16 protein-coding genes and 1 other RNA gene are annotated in these 16,241 nt (G+C 50.1%); 1 reads left to right on the top strand and 16 read right to left on the bottom strand.

Annotation, left to right across the window (positions count from 1 at the left end):
- Positions 1–335: 335 nt before the first annotated feature.
- Positions 336–700, top strand: a transfer-messenger RNA (tmRNA) gene (gene ssrA / locus PHE17_RS19670).
- A 98-nt stretch (positions 701–798) separates the two neighbouring features.
- On the opposite strand, the gene PHE17_RS19665 is transcribed toward ssrA, so the two are convergent.
- From PHE17_RS19665 to PHE17_RS19590, 16 genes are all read right to left on the bottom strand, one after another.
- Positions 799–1,611: a hypothetical protein gene (locus PHE17_RS19665; RefSeq protein ID WP_301017624.1), complete on the bottom strand. Its 813-nt coding sequence runs from the start codon at positions 1,609–1,611 to the stop codon at positions 799–801.
- Positions 1,596–3,044, bottom strand: coding sequence for a hypothetical protein (locus PHE17_RS19660; protein ID WP_301017623.1), 1,449 nt, complete (start codon positions 3,042–3,044; stop codon positions 1,596–1,598). Before PHE17_RS19660 ends, PHE17_RS19665 begins: the two co-directional genes overlap by 16 nt.
- Entirely contained in the window at positions 3,041–7,054 is a 4,014-nt protein-coding gene (locus PHE17_RS19655; RefSeq protein ID WP_301017622.1) for a hypothetical protein, read from the bottom strand. Before PHE17_RS19655 ends, PHE17_RS19660 begins: the two co-directional genes overlap by 4 nt.
- Entirely contained in the window at positions 7,054–7,350 is a 297-nt protein-coding gene (locus tag PHE17_RS19650; RefSeq protein WP_301017621.1) for a DUF1799 domain-containing protein, read from the bottom strand. The genes PHE17_RS19655 and PHE17_RS19650 overlap by 1 nt, the downstream gene beginning before the upstream one ends.
- Positions 7,351–7,418: 68 nt before the next feature.
- Complete coding sequence (locus PHE17_RS19645; RefSeq protein WP_301017620.1) at positions 7,419–7,769, bottom strand: hypothetical protein; 351 nt, start codon at positions 7,767–7,769, stop codon at positions 7,419–7,421.
- Positions 7,770–8,004: 235 nt separating this feature from the next.
- Entirely contained in the window at positions 8,005–8,982 is a 978-nt protein-coding gene (locus PHE17_RS19640) for a hypothetical protein (protein WP_301017619.1), read from the bottom strand.
- A gap of 6 nt (positions 8,983–8,988) precedes the next feature.
- Positions 8,989–9,366: a Gp37 family protein gene (locus tag PHE17_RS19635; RefSeq protein WP_301017618.1), complete on the bottom strand. Its 378-nt coding sequence runs from the start codon at positions 9,364–9,366 to the stop codon at positions 8,989–8,991.
- Between the two features lies 1 nt (position 9,367).
- A complete protein-coding gene (locus tag PHE17_RS19630; protein ID WP_301017617.1) occupies positions 9,368–9,826 on the bottom strand; it encodes a phage virion morphogenesis protein in 459 nt (152 codons plus the stop codon).
- On the bottom strand, positions 9,819–10,559 hold the full coding sequence (locus PHE17_RS19625) for a phage protein Gp36 family protein (protein WP_301017616.1): 741 nt from the start codon (positions 10,557–10,559) through the stop codon (positions 9,819–9,821). Before PHE17_RS19625 ends, PHE17_RS19630 begins: the two co-directional genes overlap by 8 nt.
- Complete coding sequence (locus PHE17_RS19620) at positions 10,552–10,830, bottom strand: hypothetical protein (RefSeq protein ID WP_301017615.1); 279 nt, start codon at positions 10,828–10,830, stop codon at positions 10,552–10,554. Before PHE17_RS19620 ends, PHE17_RS19625 begins: the two co-directional genes overlap by 8 nt.
- A gap of 55 nt (positions 10,831–10,885) precedes the next feature.
- Positions 10,886–11,617: a hypothetical protein gene (locus PHE17_RS19615; RefSeq protein ID WP_301017614.1), complete on the bottom strand. Its 732-nt coding sequence runs from the start codon at positions 11,615–11,617 to the stop codon at positions 10,886–10,888.
- 114 nt (positions 11,618–11,731) lie between these two features.
- Entirely contained in the window at positions 11,732–12,640 is a 909-nt protein-coding gene (locus PHE17_RS19610; RefSeq protein WP_301017613.1) for a cadherin domain-containing protein, read from the bottom strand.
- Positions 12,641–12,643: 3 nt separating this feature from the next.
- Positions 12,644–13,882 carry an FG-GAP repeat protein gene (locus PHE17_RS19605; RefSeq protein WP_301017612.1) on the bottom strand — a complete coding sequence of 413 codons (1,239 nt, stop codon included), beginning with the start codon at positions 13,880–13,882 and terminating at the stop codon, positions 12,644–12,646.
- Positions 13,879–14,994, bottom strand: coding sequence for a major capsid protein (locus PHE17_RS19600; RefSeq protein ID WP_301017611.1), 1,116 nt, complete (start codon positions 14,992–14,994; stop codon positions 13,879–13,881). Before PHE17_RS19600 ends, PHE17_RS19605 begins: the two co-directional genes overlap by 4 nt.
- Positions 14,994–15,335, bottom strand: coding sequence for a head decoration protein (locus tag PHE17_RS19595; protein WP_301017610.1), 342 nt, complete (start codon positions 15,333–15,335; stop codon positions 14,994–14,996). The genes PHE17_RS19600 and PHE17_RS19595 overlap by 1 nt, the downstream gene beginning before the upstream one ends.
- Positions 15,335–16,123: a hypothetical protein gene (locus PHE17_RS19590; protein ID WP_301017609.1), complete on the bottom strand. Its 789-nt coding sequence runs from the start codon at positions 16,121–16,123 to the stop codon at positions 15,335–15,337. The genes PHE17_RS19595 and PHE17_RS19590 overlap by 1 nt, the downstream gene beginning before the upstream one ends.
- Between the last annotated feature and the right edge of the window lie 118 nt (positions 16,124–16,241).

The following is a 16,241-nucleotide window of genomic DNA, read 5'->3' as shown; positions in this document are numbered from 1 at the left end:
CAGGGCGTTACGGGGAAGCCGGAGTCCGGCAATGGTGAGAGTGCCTCCCAGCCGTGTGGGGCGTTCAAAAAAATGACTGCCCGGTCTGGATGGGATGATCAGATTCGGGTTTTTCTACACCCTCGTTATATTCCTGCCCGGCCCGAGTAGTGACCGGAAGGAATATTACGTTGAAAAGTCGAAAAATGCACGTTGCCTGCTCAGCAGTGAATCCTTCACACTGTGAGAAAATGACAGGGATTGTACTGATGTACTAACCGCTTGACGGAACTGCATGACAATGTTGGGGTCAGAGCATATAATCGCGCATCCAGCGGATTTTTGGACACACTTTCGGGGGCGACTTGGCTTCGACGTGGATCACAAAGTTTGGGGAGCATGTAGTGGATGTGGTGACCACTTAAACACTAGTCACAAACAATAGTCGCAAACGACGACTCTTACGCTCTCGCCGCTTAATAACCGGTAGATAGCTGTCTGATCGCTACTGTGCTTATGCAGTACGAATATTCAGGCATCATCCAATCATAAGATCGTGCGGGAGGCTCGCCCAAGGCCAAACCACTAAACAGTATTGGGACAGCCCGTGAGCAGCCTGTCAGTTGGCGGCAATCGGGTTAAACAAACGACTGACTAAACATGTAGTAGCCTTCAAATGGAGGATTTGCGGACGCGGGTTCAATCCCCGCCGCCTCCACCAGATAAAGCCCGATAAATTAATAACTTATCGGGCTTTTTTATGACAAGAATCGTCTGAAACCGTCTATGATCGTCTTCATTATGGCAAGTTTATGGCAATTAAATTTCACGAAGTATCAGCGTTGACGTGTTGTAAGCGCCATGCCCTGACCTTCCGTACCCGTTTGTCTCCGGCAACCCAAGAAACGTGTATTCAAGCTTCTGCCAGTTTTCACCTGACGGGTATCCACACATAAACCATGCATTGCTTCTGTAGTTGCGTTCAGCATCAGACAGCTTGCCCCTGTCATCACCAGATAGCAGTTCAAGCGGCATTGTCATGACTCTGGTGATAGCCCCGTACTTCTTCACCACGGTTCCGCCTGACACTGTGCGTGCGAACTCAGTCCCGTCAACCTGCCTGAACGTGGCGTTGAACCCAAACCCTGCGGTTAGGCCAATATCAAGCCCCATGAATAGCGAGAAAAGATTTGCCCGCCCAGACGCCGGAAGGCTTGAAACAGTGAGCGCGAATGACTTGAATGTTACTGGTGTTACTGACTTAACAAACCAGTCTGCCGTTCCGCTGGAATAAAGCCCCGATGTTGATGCAGGAAGCGTTCCGCTATCATAAGCAGGCGTCCCGCTTGGAACCGTTCCTTGGGCAAATACAGCAGCGTACAGCCGCAATCTTACCGTTGCACCATCTGGTAGGCCGTGACGTGTAAGCGCGAACGTATCAGCGATCAAATCAGCGTCGGCGTCAGCAAGAGAGCCATAAATGGTGAAGTAACCAGCGCTCCACGCCTGAACATGCCAAGCACCACGGTAGTCGCGCTTAAGCTTTTCGATTGTTGATAGGTATGATTCAGATGCCTTTAGAGGAATTCCGGTTATAACATTTTTAGGAGATAGTATTAGACACCTTGCCATGAAAAAAGAACCTCTATTGTTGAAACATAACTTCCAGAATCTTTTATTATGCGAACAACGTCGGCATATATATCAGCGTTTTTGAACTCAGATAGATTAAGCTTCACACGCTTTCCTACATATAAATAATGACCAAGCAAATAAACATCCATGGAGTAAACAAACTTTGTTTTGCTCATTCTATCTAGCCAGTAGTTTAGCTCAGTTGTTGCGTCTGCTGCATTAATCAGTAGAGTATCAATTGATATTTCATTGTCTTCCGATGAATTATTCAGGAATTCGGCTGTCCCAGTATCAAGAAGCGTATTTACTCCGCCAACATAAAGCCATTCCTTTGAATACTTTGAAATATCTGCCCCCGTCGATAGTTTATCTGAGCCTTGAACAGACCAGTTCTTCCCGTATCTAACGCGAACTTCTTTTTTTGGAGGAACTGTTGAAACGTGTTTAATGGTTCCATCAATAACGTCGTGATCTGTTATTTCAATATCGCTGGTGTTGTCGTTTGATAGCGATACAACGTTAACTGCCCCGGTCTCTGTTGCTGATAGGTGGCAGTGGCATGATGCTGCTAGAGCCTCAAGAACTTGGGCATGGGTAAGCGTATCTGCTGACGGGCTGTAGAACCCTATTTCATAGCCCAATTGGGTTGGAGTTAGTCCTGTGAATTTTATTAGTGGTATGTTTGCCTGAAGCGCAAAATGTTCAAATGCCGTCTTCACAGTTCCGATGCTTGAAACGTTAGCGTCGGCAGTTACAAGGCCAGAGGGCATTGTATTAAACCCTACCCATGAGCTTGCTAGGTTTGAGTTTGTAGCGGCCTTTGCTATCCCGTTGATGCGCAGTGCTGGTGCAGCCACCGCCGCCGGTGTGTGGCTATAGCAGTAGTAGTAATATCCGCTAGATGTCATTACAAACTCAGGTGTTGTATTAAGCGGCTTTCCTGCGCACACAGGAACCCTTGCCTTTATCGAGTTGAATAACGTCCTATCCCTATTAAACTCTTTTTGCGTTGAACCCTGAAGAGACGAGTTTGACCTGAACTCAAAAACTCCACCACCAGAATCTATTATTTCTGAAAGTGAGCCTTGGTATATAAACCATACATTATCAACATTAGCCGGGTCGTTTTCAGTTTCGTCAAATGTTGATACTGTTAATATCCCGTATTCATTCTGAAGAAGAAACATATTTTCTTTATTGTTGTTTTTAGCCTTAAAAGATGTTGAAATACTTGTTTCTCCTAGCTTGCTATCAACAATTGGATACTCAGTAAGCCAGTCATCTGAATAGCTTCCATATCTATTTGTAAATGGCATGTTTGAATAGCGTAGAATTTTACCAATATATGGGAACTCGACAGAAGCAAGAATAACCCTGTGTGAATCCCTGCTTCTGTCCTTCATCCAAGATACAAATGAATCGTATATCATGCGAAACCACTAGCTATTTTAGACTTAAATGCGCCTGCTGCTTTTGCTACAGAAAGGATATTGTTTGTTTCTGTTCTCTGGTTGTGGGCATCAACAGCGTTAAGGTTCATGTCCCCGAGAATTGCAGATAGAATTCCTCTTATTGCCTGATTCTCTGAAATAAGTGATTGAATTTTATCATCAAGCGTACTTGATTGCCTGCCTGTTGCAGCCTGATTTCCGGTAGCGCTTGCCGATCTTGCAAGGGCTGACATTACCTTTACAATATTTTCCCTCATGCTTGAAGACTGGCTTGCCGTGAAGATCATTTCCCCCTGATGGATTAGCGCCGTCTGGTCGGTCTTGATGTAGTCTGAACCAACGTCATACTTAGGGATGCTGCTTACAATGTCCTTGGCAACCAAGCATGAAACTGTTGGGTTCAGTAGCGAGTTTGCCGCAGCCAGCCCGCCTGTTACCGTAACAATTGAGCCAGCGTACTTCATCGCCTCTGTGTATGCCTTCTGCCCGGTCTCCTTCGTCAGATCAAGGCTTTCGATGTACTTTCGGAATTCGTCCTTGGTGTCTATGGCCTTTTCGCCAGAAAGCCCTAGCGTTTTGTTCCATGCCGAAAGGCTCTTATTGGCGGCATCTGTTTCCTTCTGGTTTCTTTCCTGATCTGTGAAGAAGTTCTGGTAGTAGTAATCCGCTGATGCTGCAAATTTATCAAGGCCGCCAGCCATTTCAACCAAGTTATCGGCGGCTCTTACTGAGCTTCCTACCAGCTTTCCAAGTGACAAATCCAGCTTGCCAAATGCCCCGGATACGGTCGTGTATTCAGCCATTACACGGGAAAATGCGGTTGAAAAGTTTTCCCCAGTCTTCTTCTCTGCAACTATCGACCTGACGCCCATCATCGCGCCGTAGCCGTCGCTTCTGGTATCTGTAACGCCGTTTTTCTCGTTAGCCAGTACCGCGTAATACATCTTGTCTGTTATGCCGCTGAACCACTTGTCAATAAGCGCCTGCTGCTGTTCCTGCGTCTTTCCGGTAAGGTCAAGGTGAGACATTCCGATGGTAAGACCATCAAGCACAGATTGCGCCGCATCACCACCGACATTTAGGCCAAGCTCTTTCAGGGCGTTCATCTTCGCTACGATGTCTTTTTCCATCGCGTCGAATGCCGTGTTCATTTTGCTGGTGAAGTCACCGGAAAGCCCGCTGTATTCTGTCCATGTGCTATCACCGAACAACCAGCCGCCATCTTCTTTCTTGGTCGTTGACTGTCGCCCGGTTACGCCGCTCTTTCCGTTGTAACCCAAGTCGATAGCATTTCCCGTGGTGGTAACTTCCCCGCCGAACAGCCCGCCAACCAGAGACCCAAGCAAGCCACCAACAACGGAACCAATACCGGGAAGTATTGCCGTTCCAATGGTTGCCCCAAGACCGCCGCCGATACCAGCATTTTTCCCGCCAATCAGGTTCCCGAACAGGCTCCCGGCAATCCCGGCAAGGCCATAGGACATATTCGACGCTGAACCGGCATTGCTGAACAGTCCGCCGAGACCTCCAAGCGCGTTTGCACCTGTCGATATGGCGCTTCCGAAGCTGTTCCCTGTGAACATTTGCAGTATCCCACCAAGACCACCACCAGCGCCGCCAGCAGTGCCATTGAACAGCCCATTGGCGCTTGCCATGCTGGGGAACAGCGAGCCAACAATGCCGCCTGAAATCGCCTGAATGACAGGGCGCAACACCATGTTGTTGAAGGTGTCCTTGAGCCAGTCAGAAAGCGATTTGAAAGACTTGAACCCGCTTTCGGCGGCATCCATCAGGGCATTCGTTAGCCCTTCCTTGATGTCATTGGCAAGCTCCTTTTGCTTCTCAAGCGCGTCGATCTGCTTTTCTTGGCTTAGCGCCTGCCCAGCGAATTCAGCAGATACACCTTCCTGCGCCAATTCCCACTTGCGGTATTCATCGGCGGTAAGTTTTGCCTTCTGCTGCTGCTTTTCAAGCTCCTTGGTGATCTTGTCTTGGATGTTCGCCTGTTTCAGTGCGGCAAGTTCCCCGGCGTCTCCCGGATTAACACCGTCCTGCTTTAGCTTCTCCTTGTACTGTTCAACGGGGTTCAGCTTTACGCTGTTTGCCTCTTCCATCAGCTTCTTGCGCTCTTCAAGGATGGTGTTTCCATAGTGCAGCGCACCGGCTTCGTTCTGCATAGCGCTGGTGAAATCCTTGGAGGCCAGCGTTGACAGGTAATACTGTTCCCCGGTCTGGGTCAGTTCGCTGTTCTTGAGCTTGAGCGCCTTTAGTTCGTCTTCGTATGCCTTGGCTACCTTTTCCGTTTGCTTTTCAAGCTCGCTCTTCGCTTCTTTGGCCTTGCCTGCACTGCCTGCGCCGCCAGCTAAAGCCTTGTTCACCGCGTCCTGATTGACATGGAACTTCTTTGCAGCACCGCCAGCCTTGTCCATGCCAGCGGCAAGACCTCCTAACTCTTGGTTCTCTTCCCTGATCTGGGCATTGATGGCGCGTTGGCTTTCCTTGGTCTGGATAAAATCAGAAGCGGCTTTTACCGACTCTTTGCCAGCGTTACGCGCCTCATCTGCCAGCCTGCGGTGATTATCAGCGCTTGCCTTTGCCTCTGCGCCAGACGCCCGTAGGCTTGCAATGGCGCTATCAAACGAGCCAGCAACAGAAGAACCAGCACTACGCGCTGAATCAGCCATGCCTGATAGCTTGCCAGCGACAGAAGCAGCCCCGCTTGCCATCGCCTCAAATCCGGGAACATCGGACATTGCAGAGAATGTTGCTGCTGCCGACTGCGCAAACGTCGCCAGCTTGTCTATCAGCCAAGCAATTGCAACCCCGCCAGCATTCGCCATACCGACAAAACCACTTTTCGCGTATTCAAGCAAGGATGCAAAGGCCAAGTTTGACGAACCCTTGAAGTCGTCCCATACAGCCATAGCCTCATTTAACCAAGCGTCACCGTATGATATTGCAAGGTCAAAAGCGGTTCTTGCAATTACCGGGAAATATGTAAATGCCATCCTTGCGCCATCAGCAACATAGGAAAAAGAATCAACTGCAAAAGATGCAAATTCGCTGGCATAGTCGCCAAGTGCCGAGAACGCATCTTCACCGCCAGATGTTGCGTACTCCCACGAAGCCGCCATATCCCCGACTGTCTGCTCAACGATTCCCGGCAAGTCCTGCACCATCAGCGCCATGCTGTCTATGGCGCTTGCTGCATCATCCCCAAACGCATTAACCAGCGCTGCCCCGGCAATCCCGGCCTGAGTTGACAGCCCGTCAAGGCTGCTGCCGATCTCTGTCATTTTTACATTGGCGCTATCCAGCAATGCCTGTTGTTCTGGAGTAATGATGACAAGGTTTGTGCTGGCGCGTTCGCGGATTGCGTCAAGCTTTGCTGCGTTGTTTTCGAGTAGTGGTAGCAGGCGTGATGCGTCATCAGCAAGGGATTCAAGGAGGAACGTCTTTTCCCCTTGTGACATATCCGTGGCCTTGCCCATTGCATCCATTATTTTAAGCAAGGCTTGGTCTGGCGACATTGCAATCAGGTCGTTTATGTCGAGCTTTAGGCGCTTGATGAGGTCTAGTGCTTCACCGCCTCCATTGGATGCAAACTCACCAAGCCTTTCATTTACGCCCTTGAAAACCTCTGAAATCTGGTCGCCCGACATGCCGACAGACTGCGCCGCGATCTGCCATACTTGGAGGTTTTCACGCGAGACATTAAGGGTTGCAGATAGGGTGCTTAGTTCAGCATTCAGTTTTAGCAAGTCGTTTGTTGCCGCAACAGTTCCAGCCAAAAACGCCACGCCAATTGCAAGCCCAGCAGATGCGGCAGCGCTTCCGATTTTTGCAAAGCTAGCAGACACGGAATCACCAGCTTTTTCAGCTCCAGCTTTGAACTTATTCAGGCCGTCGCGTGCATCGTCAAGCCCCGCCCTTAGCTCTTTGCTTTCGGCGATCAATCGCAGTTTTACGATAAGGTTGCTTGCGCCCATTACTGGTTATCCTTCGATTTTTCGCGCCACGCTGATAACGCGCCAGATGCAATATGACGGATGTCTTGGTAAATGGCCTGCGCCTTTTTTCCTTTCATTCCGCCGAGTTTAACGTAGTCGAGAACCACTGAACCGTTCAGGCCAATTGCACCGCCCATTGGAGCAAAAAGCCATTGGTCTGACAGTTCGTTGAAAAACTCCCATGCCGACCAATTTTCAGGCCAGATGTAGTATTCGGACTTCCCTATTTCACCTGATAGGGCGTCTGCTTCTTCATTAAGGCCAAGGCTACGCAATTCTGCAATTGCCTCGCTATCAACTATATCTGGATCACCACCGCCAGCCCAAAGATACCCGGCATGGGTTAGTTTCCCAAGCGTTGCTGCTCTTGTAGCTTGTGGTTCCCGATTGCATCCCAGCACGCGGACATTGTGGCCTGCGAGTAGGTAACGTCTGAAATAATGACGGGAAGTATTTCAGCCTTGTCCATTGTCACAGGATTATCATTTTCGTCGGTCAAGTCTTCGACACGAATAAGCCACTCTTCAAGTGCATCGGAAATTGTCCATTCATTGCGTTTTTCCATGCACTCCCTGAATGCTTCTTTATTGCCGCGCTTGAAAACAGCCGTGAATTTGTCAACGCAGTCTGGGAACTCTGCAACCACTGGCAATTTTATTTCTGCTTTTTTGCCACGAAGGATTGGTGCTGTCATGGTAAATACCTCTTTTGTGTTTAAAATCTAGCTGCAAATTATTCCGGGTTTCGGGGTGAATTGGTCACATGAAGTAATCCTCCGCCCGCTTGCACGCTCTTGGAAAAACCCGCGTGCCTGCGCTTGGTTCTGCGCGAAGATGACCATAGAACCGCTACCGCCGCCGTTAATCCATTCACCGGCATGGGTGTACTGACCAGCTTGCCAGTACACCCGGAACCATTGAAGGTCGTCATTAGCTGAATGTGATTTGAACATCAGAAAGCAACCGCAAGCCCATTTCAAAGCCAAGTACACCGCCAGTAAGTGACGATTCTTTGGGGTTTACTGGTTGGCACTCTGCCACTTCAAGCCTTACCTTTTTGCCCGCAACAGTGCCCAAGTCGATAACCAGTGCATACCGCTTTACAGCGCCGTCAGTGCGCCCGTACTGGAATGGGTTGAAGTCTGCTGACCAGTCAGGCATTACCGCCGTCATGGTTGCTTCTGGCGTTGCTGGATTAGCCACGGTAAACCCAGTACACATGGACGTGAAGCGCTGCAAGTCAAGGCCACTAAGGTTCTGGCAAGAGAAAGAATCCAAGCAAAGAGCCTTGCCGTTCAGGGTTGCAGTTACAACGGAATCAGGGCTTGCCGTGTCGCAAACAAGCGTCTTCTGTGTACCGTAGTTGGTCGGACTGATTGTGCCGTTTGCAGAGCGCAACGGCTCAATATAGTCGCCAACAAGGTTGGAAACTTTGAACTTAGGGCGCTGGCCTGCCTTGATTTCAATGCCAAGGATACCCTTCGCCGCCTTTGTCTTGTACCAGAGGTCAAATCCTGTGCCGAGGTCACGGCGCATTGTTACTGACCCTGACTTGATTGCGCCAAGAGCCTCTGGCGTGTACTTCACACTTGTTGCGGCGGTGATGGTTTCCTTGAACCCGCACGCTTGCAGGACAGCTCCGAGTGCCGGGGCAGTGCCAGCCGTACCGGAAAGCGTAACTGGCATATCAAAGGCAAACGAGTTGCGCATATTGCCCGTTGATACTGGGTTATCCCGGCCTGCCGTGCCGTCGTATTCGTCGGTCTGCGTGTCGCCCTCGCCAATGGTAGCTTGCAGGTTTTGCGTAAGGATTACGCTGGTCGCTGTTTGGGCTACTTCAGTCCCTTCCGTAACCTCTCTCTGGAAATGGAGAACCTTGTTTTTTTCCGATAGCTTGACAATTGCCATGATGGTTTACCCTATCTTGTTTACGCGGTAGAGCTGGGCATACTCCCAGACCCCGTTATTAAAATCTGTGAACTTTTCAGAATGTAGCTTTGCAAATCCCTTTAGCGATGCCTGAGCAATCTCAAGAGCGCCATATACGCCCTGATGCGCATCACGCTTGCGAAGGTTGCGGAACAGGAACGAAACAACAAATTCAAGCTCATTCGATTCAAGCCCGCAATCTGTAACCTCTTCAACTACCCTACCCTTATATGCCACAAGAACCGCACCATTATTGTGCATCAGGTTGTAATCTTTTGGGCTATCTGGAAAAGCCTCAACATGGACAGCGCCCATTTTAGCCTTTAGTTTTTCTACTATTTCAAGCTCAATTTCTGCTATCACGTCAACCCCTTTGCGCCGCGCCGCCGAATGCAGACATTAACCGCCTAACGCTTATTTCTTGAAGTTCCTCAGTCAGATCATTCGGCAAATTATCAGGGTCTGGCATATACCGACGTTGCGGAATTTTCACCTTCCTTCCTCTTCCAGCCATTCCGCCGTAGTTGTGGATATTGCTGTAAATCAAGTGGCTACCGATGTGCGCAGTGTTTCCCTGCACAAAAGATTGCAGGCTATTCATTAACACCCCGGTATCACGCAATGGCTTATCACTGCCATTCCTGCGCCGCTTTATCGTAACCTCTGAAAGTGCAGGCCACTTTTCTCCAGTTGGCGTTGAGGCATCAACGAAAGATAGTCGTGCAACATTTATTATTGCGTCTCCACCTTCTTCCAAAATCCCCTGTATATCGCGTTCGGATATTCCGGGAATGTTGGGAATTGTTACGCGGATTTCAGCCACGCAAACCCTTGTTATAAATAGCCGTGGGCGCGATGACAGCGTAACCACGGAAGGCGGAATTACCCGCTGAGGTATTGTTCAATCCATTAACCGCCGCTTTTCCAGTTGACACATCGCGCAAATATGCAATATCAAGCCTATAGTCACGGTACACGCGGCTTTCATCTTCCTTGCCAGTCTCATAACGGGCAAGCCTGTAGCGTGCTATGCGGCAGCAAATATCACGTATTTCCATTGGAACAGTTACCAGCGGCACGGTTGCCACCGAGCAAAGGTAACGGTCAATTTCCCGCGTTGATTCTCCTAATGCTTGGGCAATGCTCCAATAAGAGAGGATGGCATTTTCAACGTCCTGTGCACCATCGCCTGACATATCAGCGCCAGTAATGTACCTGCGCAACAGATCAGGGCTAACCATCGTTTCGTCAGCGTTTACGCTTCGTTGGGCAAGTTCAGCAGCACCGTAGCGCAACATCCCAACCGGGGTGCAATAACTGATACCGCTGGCCTGATCGTCACGCAGACCTAGCGCCGTTTCAATTTCGCGGATTACCCCGGCAATCCCATCAGCGCCGGGGACAAGTGTTTGCAGTGTTTGAAGCTGGTCAGCAAGCGCGTCATGACTGCCCTGCATTGCCTGAGCAAGCGTAAGTATTGCCTCGCGTAATGCAATGGCATCCGCATTGTCATCAAGCGCCGCTGCAACAGCAGACGTATCAATGAAGTTAGGCATTTTTCACCACCTTGGTGAAGTTAAGCCCCTCTTTTGCAACCGTTCCGGCCTTTGTATTTGCCGAGTATCTTGGGACAAGGCCACCTACGGGTATTTCGGAAAATTCCGGTGAATAACCCATGTAGTCCACGGTTCCGTTCTGGATAATCGGTTCAACGGCATAAGGCAAAAACCTGATTGCGGCAAAGAATCCCGCTATTTCTTCCGGTTCTTGGCTTATAACGTCTGCATCAAATGCAATCCGGCCTAAATGTTGAGTTCGTATTTTCATGCTTCCCTTTGGTCTCCCCAGCATTTAGCCGGGGAAACATAGCCATCAAGATGGGTTACGGATTGCCGATAACGCCGTCTGCGTTTGCGTCTGGTACAACAACAGTTGCAGCAGCGCCAGCAGCAGTACCGTTGATTGCAAACACCAAGTTGCCCTGTTTTTTGATGTCAACGCCAAAGCCGATGGAACCCAAGCCAAACACACCGCCAAAGTCGATGTCCTTAGCGATCAGCTCAACGTCGAATTGACCTGCAAAACCTTTGCCAGCCCAATCAGCTTGGGAGAAGGTATAGCGGTCGAATTCGGTAGGAAGGCCAGCATCGACAGTTGTTTTTGCAACGGTCATGTTGGCAACCGAACTGTCCGTCAGGTTAGCCATTACACCAGTGATCATACCTGCGGTGTCGCGGGTGAAGTCCCAAGAGGCAACCTTAGGCGCATTGATAACGCTGTTCAGAACGCTTTCAAGCGTCATTGCAGAGCCATTAACCATGACGGTTGCGGATTGCAGCAAAGACTGGAAGCCGTCGCTTGATACCAGTTGTTGCAGGATTGCTTCGACTTGACCAAGTTCATAGTTTTCCAGACGTTCAGCCGCCAATTGAACGGCGTCCATTTCTGTTTGCAGGGTTGTGATCTGGTTTTGCAGTTCAGCCTTATTTGCAACGTCAGCGTTGTTTGCAGCCGTCGCCAGTGCAGTTACAACGCTTGCCATGCTGTCCAAGGTAAGATCGTTAACGAGTGCGTTGGACACCGCAGCGGTGTCAATTACGGTAGATTCAGCCATTTCAGTAGGCTCCTTTGTGTTAGTTACGGTTACAATGATTTGCTGGCTTGTCTCTGCCCCGGACGAATCCGAGGCGGTTACAATTAGTTCATATGCGTTATCGCCTGCCATGGCTTATGCATCAGTTGGGTTTTCAAAGTCAGGTGCAACTTTGAACGAGATAGCCCCGGTAGTTGGGTTGATGTCGAACTTAGCCGCGTCAGCGCCGCCAGAGATGGTAAAGGTGATTGCATCACCCTCAGGGTCTACTGCGGTAACAGTGCCAACGGCAGTGCCACCTTCTGACATACTGAACTCGCCGCCACTGGTAATATCTGGGGCTTCGTTGGTATTGGTGACAGTAATAGCCATCGCCTTGACGCTGGTGTTAGTGCCATCAGATGCCGAAACCGTGACTTGGTACACGTTGTTTCCGTCAGAATCAGACGGCGATTCGTAGTTAGGAGACACGAGGAACGATAGGTTGCCGCCTGCATCAATGGCGAACTTGGCAGCATCAGCCCCGCCAGTAATCGCGTATGTCATTCCAGCGCCTTCTGGGTCTGCCGCCGCAATGTTGGCTACAGCCGTGCCGCCTTCCGCTATGCTTTGTGATGCGCCAGCGCCAATAACAGGCGATTCGTTGACGTTTGTCAGCGTTACTGAGATAGCCTGATCGGTGGTGTTAGCGCCATCCGATGCCCGCACCGTTACTGCATAGATGCCGTTTGCATCTGCGTCGCCCGGCGCTTCGTAGTTTTGGGCGGAAACAAACGTAAGCACACCACCAGCGGCGCTAATTGCAAACTTAGCCGCGTCAGTGCCGCCGACAATGCTATAGCTGATAGCGCCGCCATCCGGGTCAGTAGCAACAACAGTGCCTACACTTGTGCCATTTTCAGCCGCCGAAAAAGAAGCAGAACTAGTGAATAACGGGCTTTCGTTCACGCTCGTTACCGCTACCGTTACCGCCTGTTGCGTGGCATTACCAGCGCTGTCTGTTGCCGTTACCGTTACGGCGTATGAGTTGTCTAAAGCTGCCATTGTTTAACCTTGGTCTGTTGGTGATTCGTAGTCTGGCGCGGCCTTGAACGTCAAAGCCCCGTTAGTTGAAATATTGAATTTATCTGCGTCAGCGCCAGACAGTGCGTATGTCATTGCGTCTCCCTCAGGGTCGCTGAATACCGCCGTACCGGCTGATGTTTGATTTTCTGGTGCTGATAGCGTGATCTGCCCGGCATAGACTGGCTCGTAGTTCAGAAGGAACTCTTCAATAATCCCGGTTGCTGATGGCTTCGGTGATGCAATTGCTAGCGTTTTAACGCCAGAAAGCGCCAATGAGTATCCAAACCACCCATTTGAAGATGGTGATGGAGAAATTATGCGGCTTCCTCGCTGCACCCATGATGCCCCTGACTTACCAAATATGTATGCGCACCCTTGTGCGCTTGCCGTGCCTGTGTATCCCCTTGAAGATGCCGCCAGCGTAAGACCATCCGGGCTGATTGAAACGCCAAGACCAAAAATCATACTAGCCGCCAAGTCTGGCGGCAAAAGCACAGAACCGCGCTGAACCCATGCGCTACCTGAGCGATCAAACGTGTAAACGCTTCCTTGATTTGAATAAGTGCCATCTCTGTAAGCAGCGCCAACAACAAGTACATTTCCGTCAGAGCTAATGCCAAGTCCAGCACCAAACTGGTCATTTGTGCCTGTTGCTGCATTTGGGCTTACTAGCACGGAACCGCGCTGAACCCATGTGCTACCTGAGCGGTCAAATGTATAAACGCCGCCCTGGTCAGTTACCGTTCCTTCCCAGAACGAAGCACCAACCGCAAGCACCGCTCCGTCATAACTGAGTGCAATGGCAGCGCCAAAAGTATCACCAGATGCCGCATCAGATGCCGTAAGGATAGCCCCGCGCTGAACCCATGATGTCCCTGACTTGTCAAAAATGTACACGCCGCCTTTCGCCGATGATGTATCAGTGGCCCAATACTTCGCGCCAACAGCAAGAACAAGCCCGTTTCCACTGATGGAAACGTTAATGCCAAATCCTGCATTTGTAGACGGGTCTGCTGCCGTCAAAACAGAACCGCGCTGAACCCATGATCCGCTAACCTTATCAAGCGTGTAAACGCCACCTTGGTTTGATGTTGCCCCCTCCCAGAACTGAGCGCCAACCACAAGCACAGTTCCATCATTACTGATTGACGTGCCAGTTCCTAAGTAGTCGCCTATACCCTGATCTGTCGCAACAACTTGGTTTTTAAGTACTGGAATCATTGCACGCTCAACTCAAACAGGGATTTAGGACGCAAGCAGATTGGAAGCGGGTTAAACTGGCTATGCAGGTCGTAGCCGCGATTGAACTTTGCTGGCTCGACCTTGCCGTAATACAGTTGCCCCAGTGTGCCAATGGTTTCGTTGAAGTCTGCCGGTGCAGCGTACAGGTTGAACGTATCCATTGTGCCAAGCGGGTAAGCGCGGGCTTTTCCTGCTTCGATGAATTTAGTTTGAGCGCCAGCCGCGTTCGGTGCTGATGCCCGGTACTCTTTGAACGTCACGCCGCCGAACTTGAATCCTACATTGCGCAAGTCTTCTGCGATCATTCCGGGAGCGCTTGCGGTTGCTGTGTATGCCGCGTGCACAGACCCGTGTTCAATCAGTGCATCAAAGAATTCTGGCGAACATAGAACCTCGATACCGCTTTTAGTGTCACCCATCAGGGCGTCCTCAATTTTTCGGGAAAGCTCAACGGCCTTTGTACGCACCTTGGTAGCCGAGTTGTTAAGCACGAAGTTCATTGTTTGTGCTGCTACGCCGTACTCTGCCCAGAGATCAGCAACAACTCTTCCTCCGCCATCCATTACTTGCCCCTTAAGTGCCCCTATCATGAGGTATTCAAGGGTAATTTCGTGCTTAGTTCGGTGTTGCTGCAAACGCTCGTTCAGGTATTCTGTAACTGATTCTTGGGTGTTGCCACCGAAGCGGCGCAAGCCTTCAACGTCAGCCGGGGCAATGTGATCATCATGCGGGAAGTGAGGAACCGCAAACGTGCGAATACGGCGATTTGAGCCTTCAACAGCCTGACCCTGAGAACCTACTGGCTTTGCCTCTGAAATGCGGAACGTCCCTTCATTTTCTTCAACAATTGCAACGCGCCCCGTCAGTCCTTTATTGCGGAACAGGCCGGATTTGGTGAGATAACCGTAACGCACTGGCATGATGTTAATCGCCGTGCTGATTTCATGCGCCGAATACGGGCTAAATGGATTTGTTTCAAACATATAATTGCCTTCCCAAATGTCCGTAACTGTTACGGTAATTTCCTGTGTTGTTGAATTTCCGGCATTGTCAGTTGCAGTTACTTCGATGTCGTATTTGTTGTCTTGCATCAGTCACGAACAAGGATGCCAGCCGCCTTAAGCCCTGCAATCATTGCCTTTTTCTGGTCAGCCGTTGAACCATCCGGGTAGTTAATGCCAGCCGAATTCACGATTGCATGACGCGCAATGTAGGTTACTGCGTTGTCGCTTTCAGCTTGGTAGATTGCCACGGCGCTAGGGGTGTCTGCTGCCGCGATAACTGATACATCACCGTTTGCAGCGATCTTTAGCAGGTCGCCAACTTTTATTTCAGTAGCGGCCTTCCCATAATCACGCGAATAAAGGGAAACTGGCTCTTCATAGCGGACGACTTCACTAAGCCGTTTATCTGTCATTTCGATGGTAGCCATTATTTAGCCCCTTTTGCTTTTTCGATAAGTGACTGCCCGGCGCTTAACTGTGATTTACCAGATGCGCCGCCATCAAGTTTAAAATCTTTGCTTAGCCCATCTGTGTTTGGCTTGGCTGCTGCCTTGCTCATGAGTTGCACGGATGTTGCAAACTGTTCGGCATTCAGCGGCAGTAGGAACGCTTTTTCTGTTTCTGAAAGCTGGATGCCAGCCGTTTGCTCAAGCTGTTTGATTTCTTGCTTGCGGGCGTTTTCTTGTGCTGATTGCAGTTGTGCCTTTAGCGCGGTAATTTCAGCATCTTTTGCAGAAGTCTGCGCCGCGTAATCTGGTGCTTGTTCGCTCATGTTTGACTTGTCCGCCGTTTTGTTAATTTCTTGGATGCCAGATAGGGCAAATGCAGTTGTATTTGTGTCAGCGCCAACCGGGACAAAGCTGATTTCTGTGATTGTGTTGTTCCGGTAGATGTATGCCGGGGCACTTACCGCCTGACCATTAACGATGGTGGAGCCTTCGCGCAAAATCTCATAGCTACGCGGCTGCACGCCGATTGACATTTGCCAAGGAAACCCTTCCTTGCTTTCTGCCTGAACAGTTGAGCCGTGCGAAGTGGTGAGGAATTTCCCGCTGATTGCGATCTGATTGCTAACCGCGATTTGGTCAATAACGCCTGCCCGCTGGTTTGGGTCGTGATTAACCAGCGCCGCTAATTTGTCGTTATACTCAATTCCAGACAGATCAAAAACACTGCTATCACCCCAGAGGTTAACAACCCCGCCAGTATAGGCCACCCCATTAAAAGCATTGGCAGGCTCGTTAGAACCTGCCGCTGCCGTACCAGAGGAGTCAGCGAGGGAGAAACTTGAGGAAAGGAAAATTGTGCCTGACATTTAGCTGTTGCCGTTCTGA

It is taken from the genome of Thiothrix sp. (genome assembly GCF_028714775.1).
Classification (GTDB): domain Bacteria; phylum Pseudomonadota; class Gammaproteobacteria; order Thiotrichales; family Thiotrichaceae; genus Thiothrix.
This window is presented reverse-complemented; position numbering and strand designations above follow the sequence as displayed.

What these genes read in the sequence shown, in the direction of transcription:
- PHE17_RS19665 (WP_301017624.1), bottom strand. Translation starts at nt 1,611, where the DNA reads ATGGCAAGGTGTCTAATACTATCTCCTAAAAATGTTATAACCGGAATT.
- PHE17_RS19660 (WP_301017623.1), bottom strand. Translation starts at nt 3,044, where the DNA reads ATGATATACGATTCATTTGTATCTTGGATGAAGGACAGAAGCAGGGAT.
- PHE17_RS19655 (WP_301017622.1), bottom strand. Translation starts at nt 7,054, where the DNA reads ATGGGCGCAAGCAACCTTATCGTAAAACTGCGATTGATCGCCGAAAGC.
- PHE17_RS19645 (WP_301017620.1), bottom strand. Translation starts at nt 7,769, where the DNA reads ATGACAGCACCAATCCTTCGTGGCAAAAAAGCAGAAATAAAATTGCCA.
- PHE17_RS19640 (WP_301017619.1), bottom strand. Translation starts at nt 8,982, where the DNA reads ATGGCAATTGTCAAGCTATCGGAAAAAAACAAGGTTCTCCATTTCCAG.
- PHE17_RS19625 (WP_301017616.1), bottom strand. Translation starts at nt 10,559, where the DNA reads ATGCCTAACTTCATTGATACGTCTGCTGTTGCAGCGGCGCTTGATGAC.
- PHE17_RS19620 (WP_301017615.1), bottom strand. Translation starts at nt 10,830, where the DNA reads ATGAAAATACGAACTCAACATTTAGGCCGGATTGCATTTGATGCAGAC.
- PHE17_RS19615 (WP_301017614.1), bottom strand. Translation starts at nt 11,617, where the DNA reads ATGGCTGAATCTACCGTAATTGACACCGCTGCGGTGTCCAACGCACTC.
- PHE17_RS19610 (WP_301017613.1), bottom strand. Translation starts at nt 12,640, where the DNA reads ATGGCAGCTTTAGACAACTCATACGCCGTAACGGTAACGGCAACAGAC.
- PHE17_RS19605 (WP_301017612.1), bottom strand. Translation starts at nt 13,882, where the DNA reads ATGATTCCAGTACTTAAAAACCAAGTTGTTGCGACAGATCAGGGTATA.
- PHE17_RS19600 (WP_301017611.1), bottom strand. Translation starts at nt 14,994, where the DNA reads ATGCAAGACAACAAATACGACATCGAAGTAACTGCAACTGACAATGCC.
- PHE17_RS19595 (WP_301017610.1), bottom strand. Translation starts at nt 15,335, where the DNA reads ATGGCTACCATCGAAATGACAGATAAACGGCTTAGTGAAGTCGTCCGC.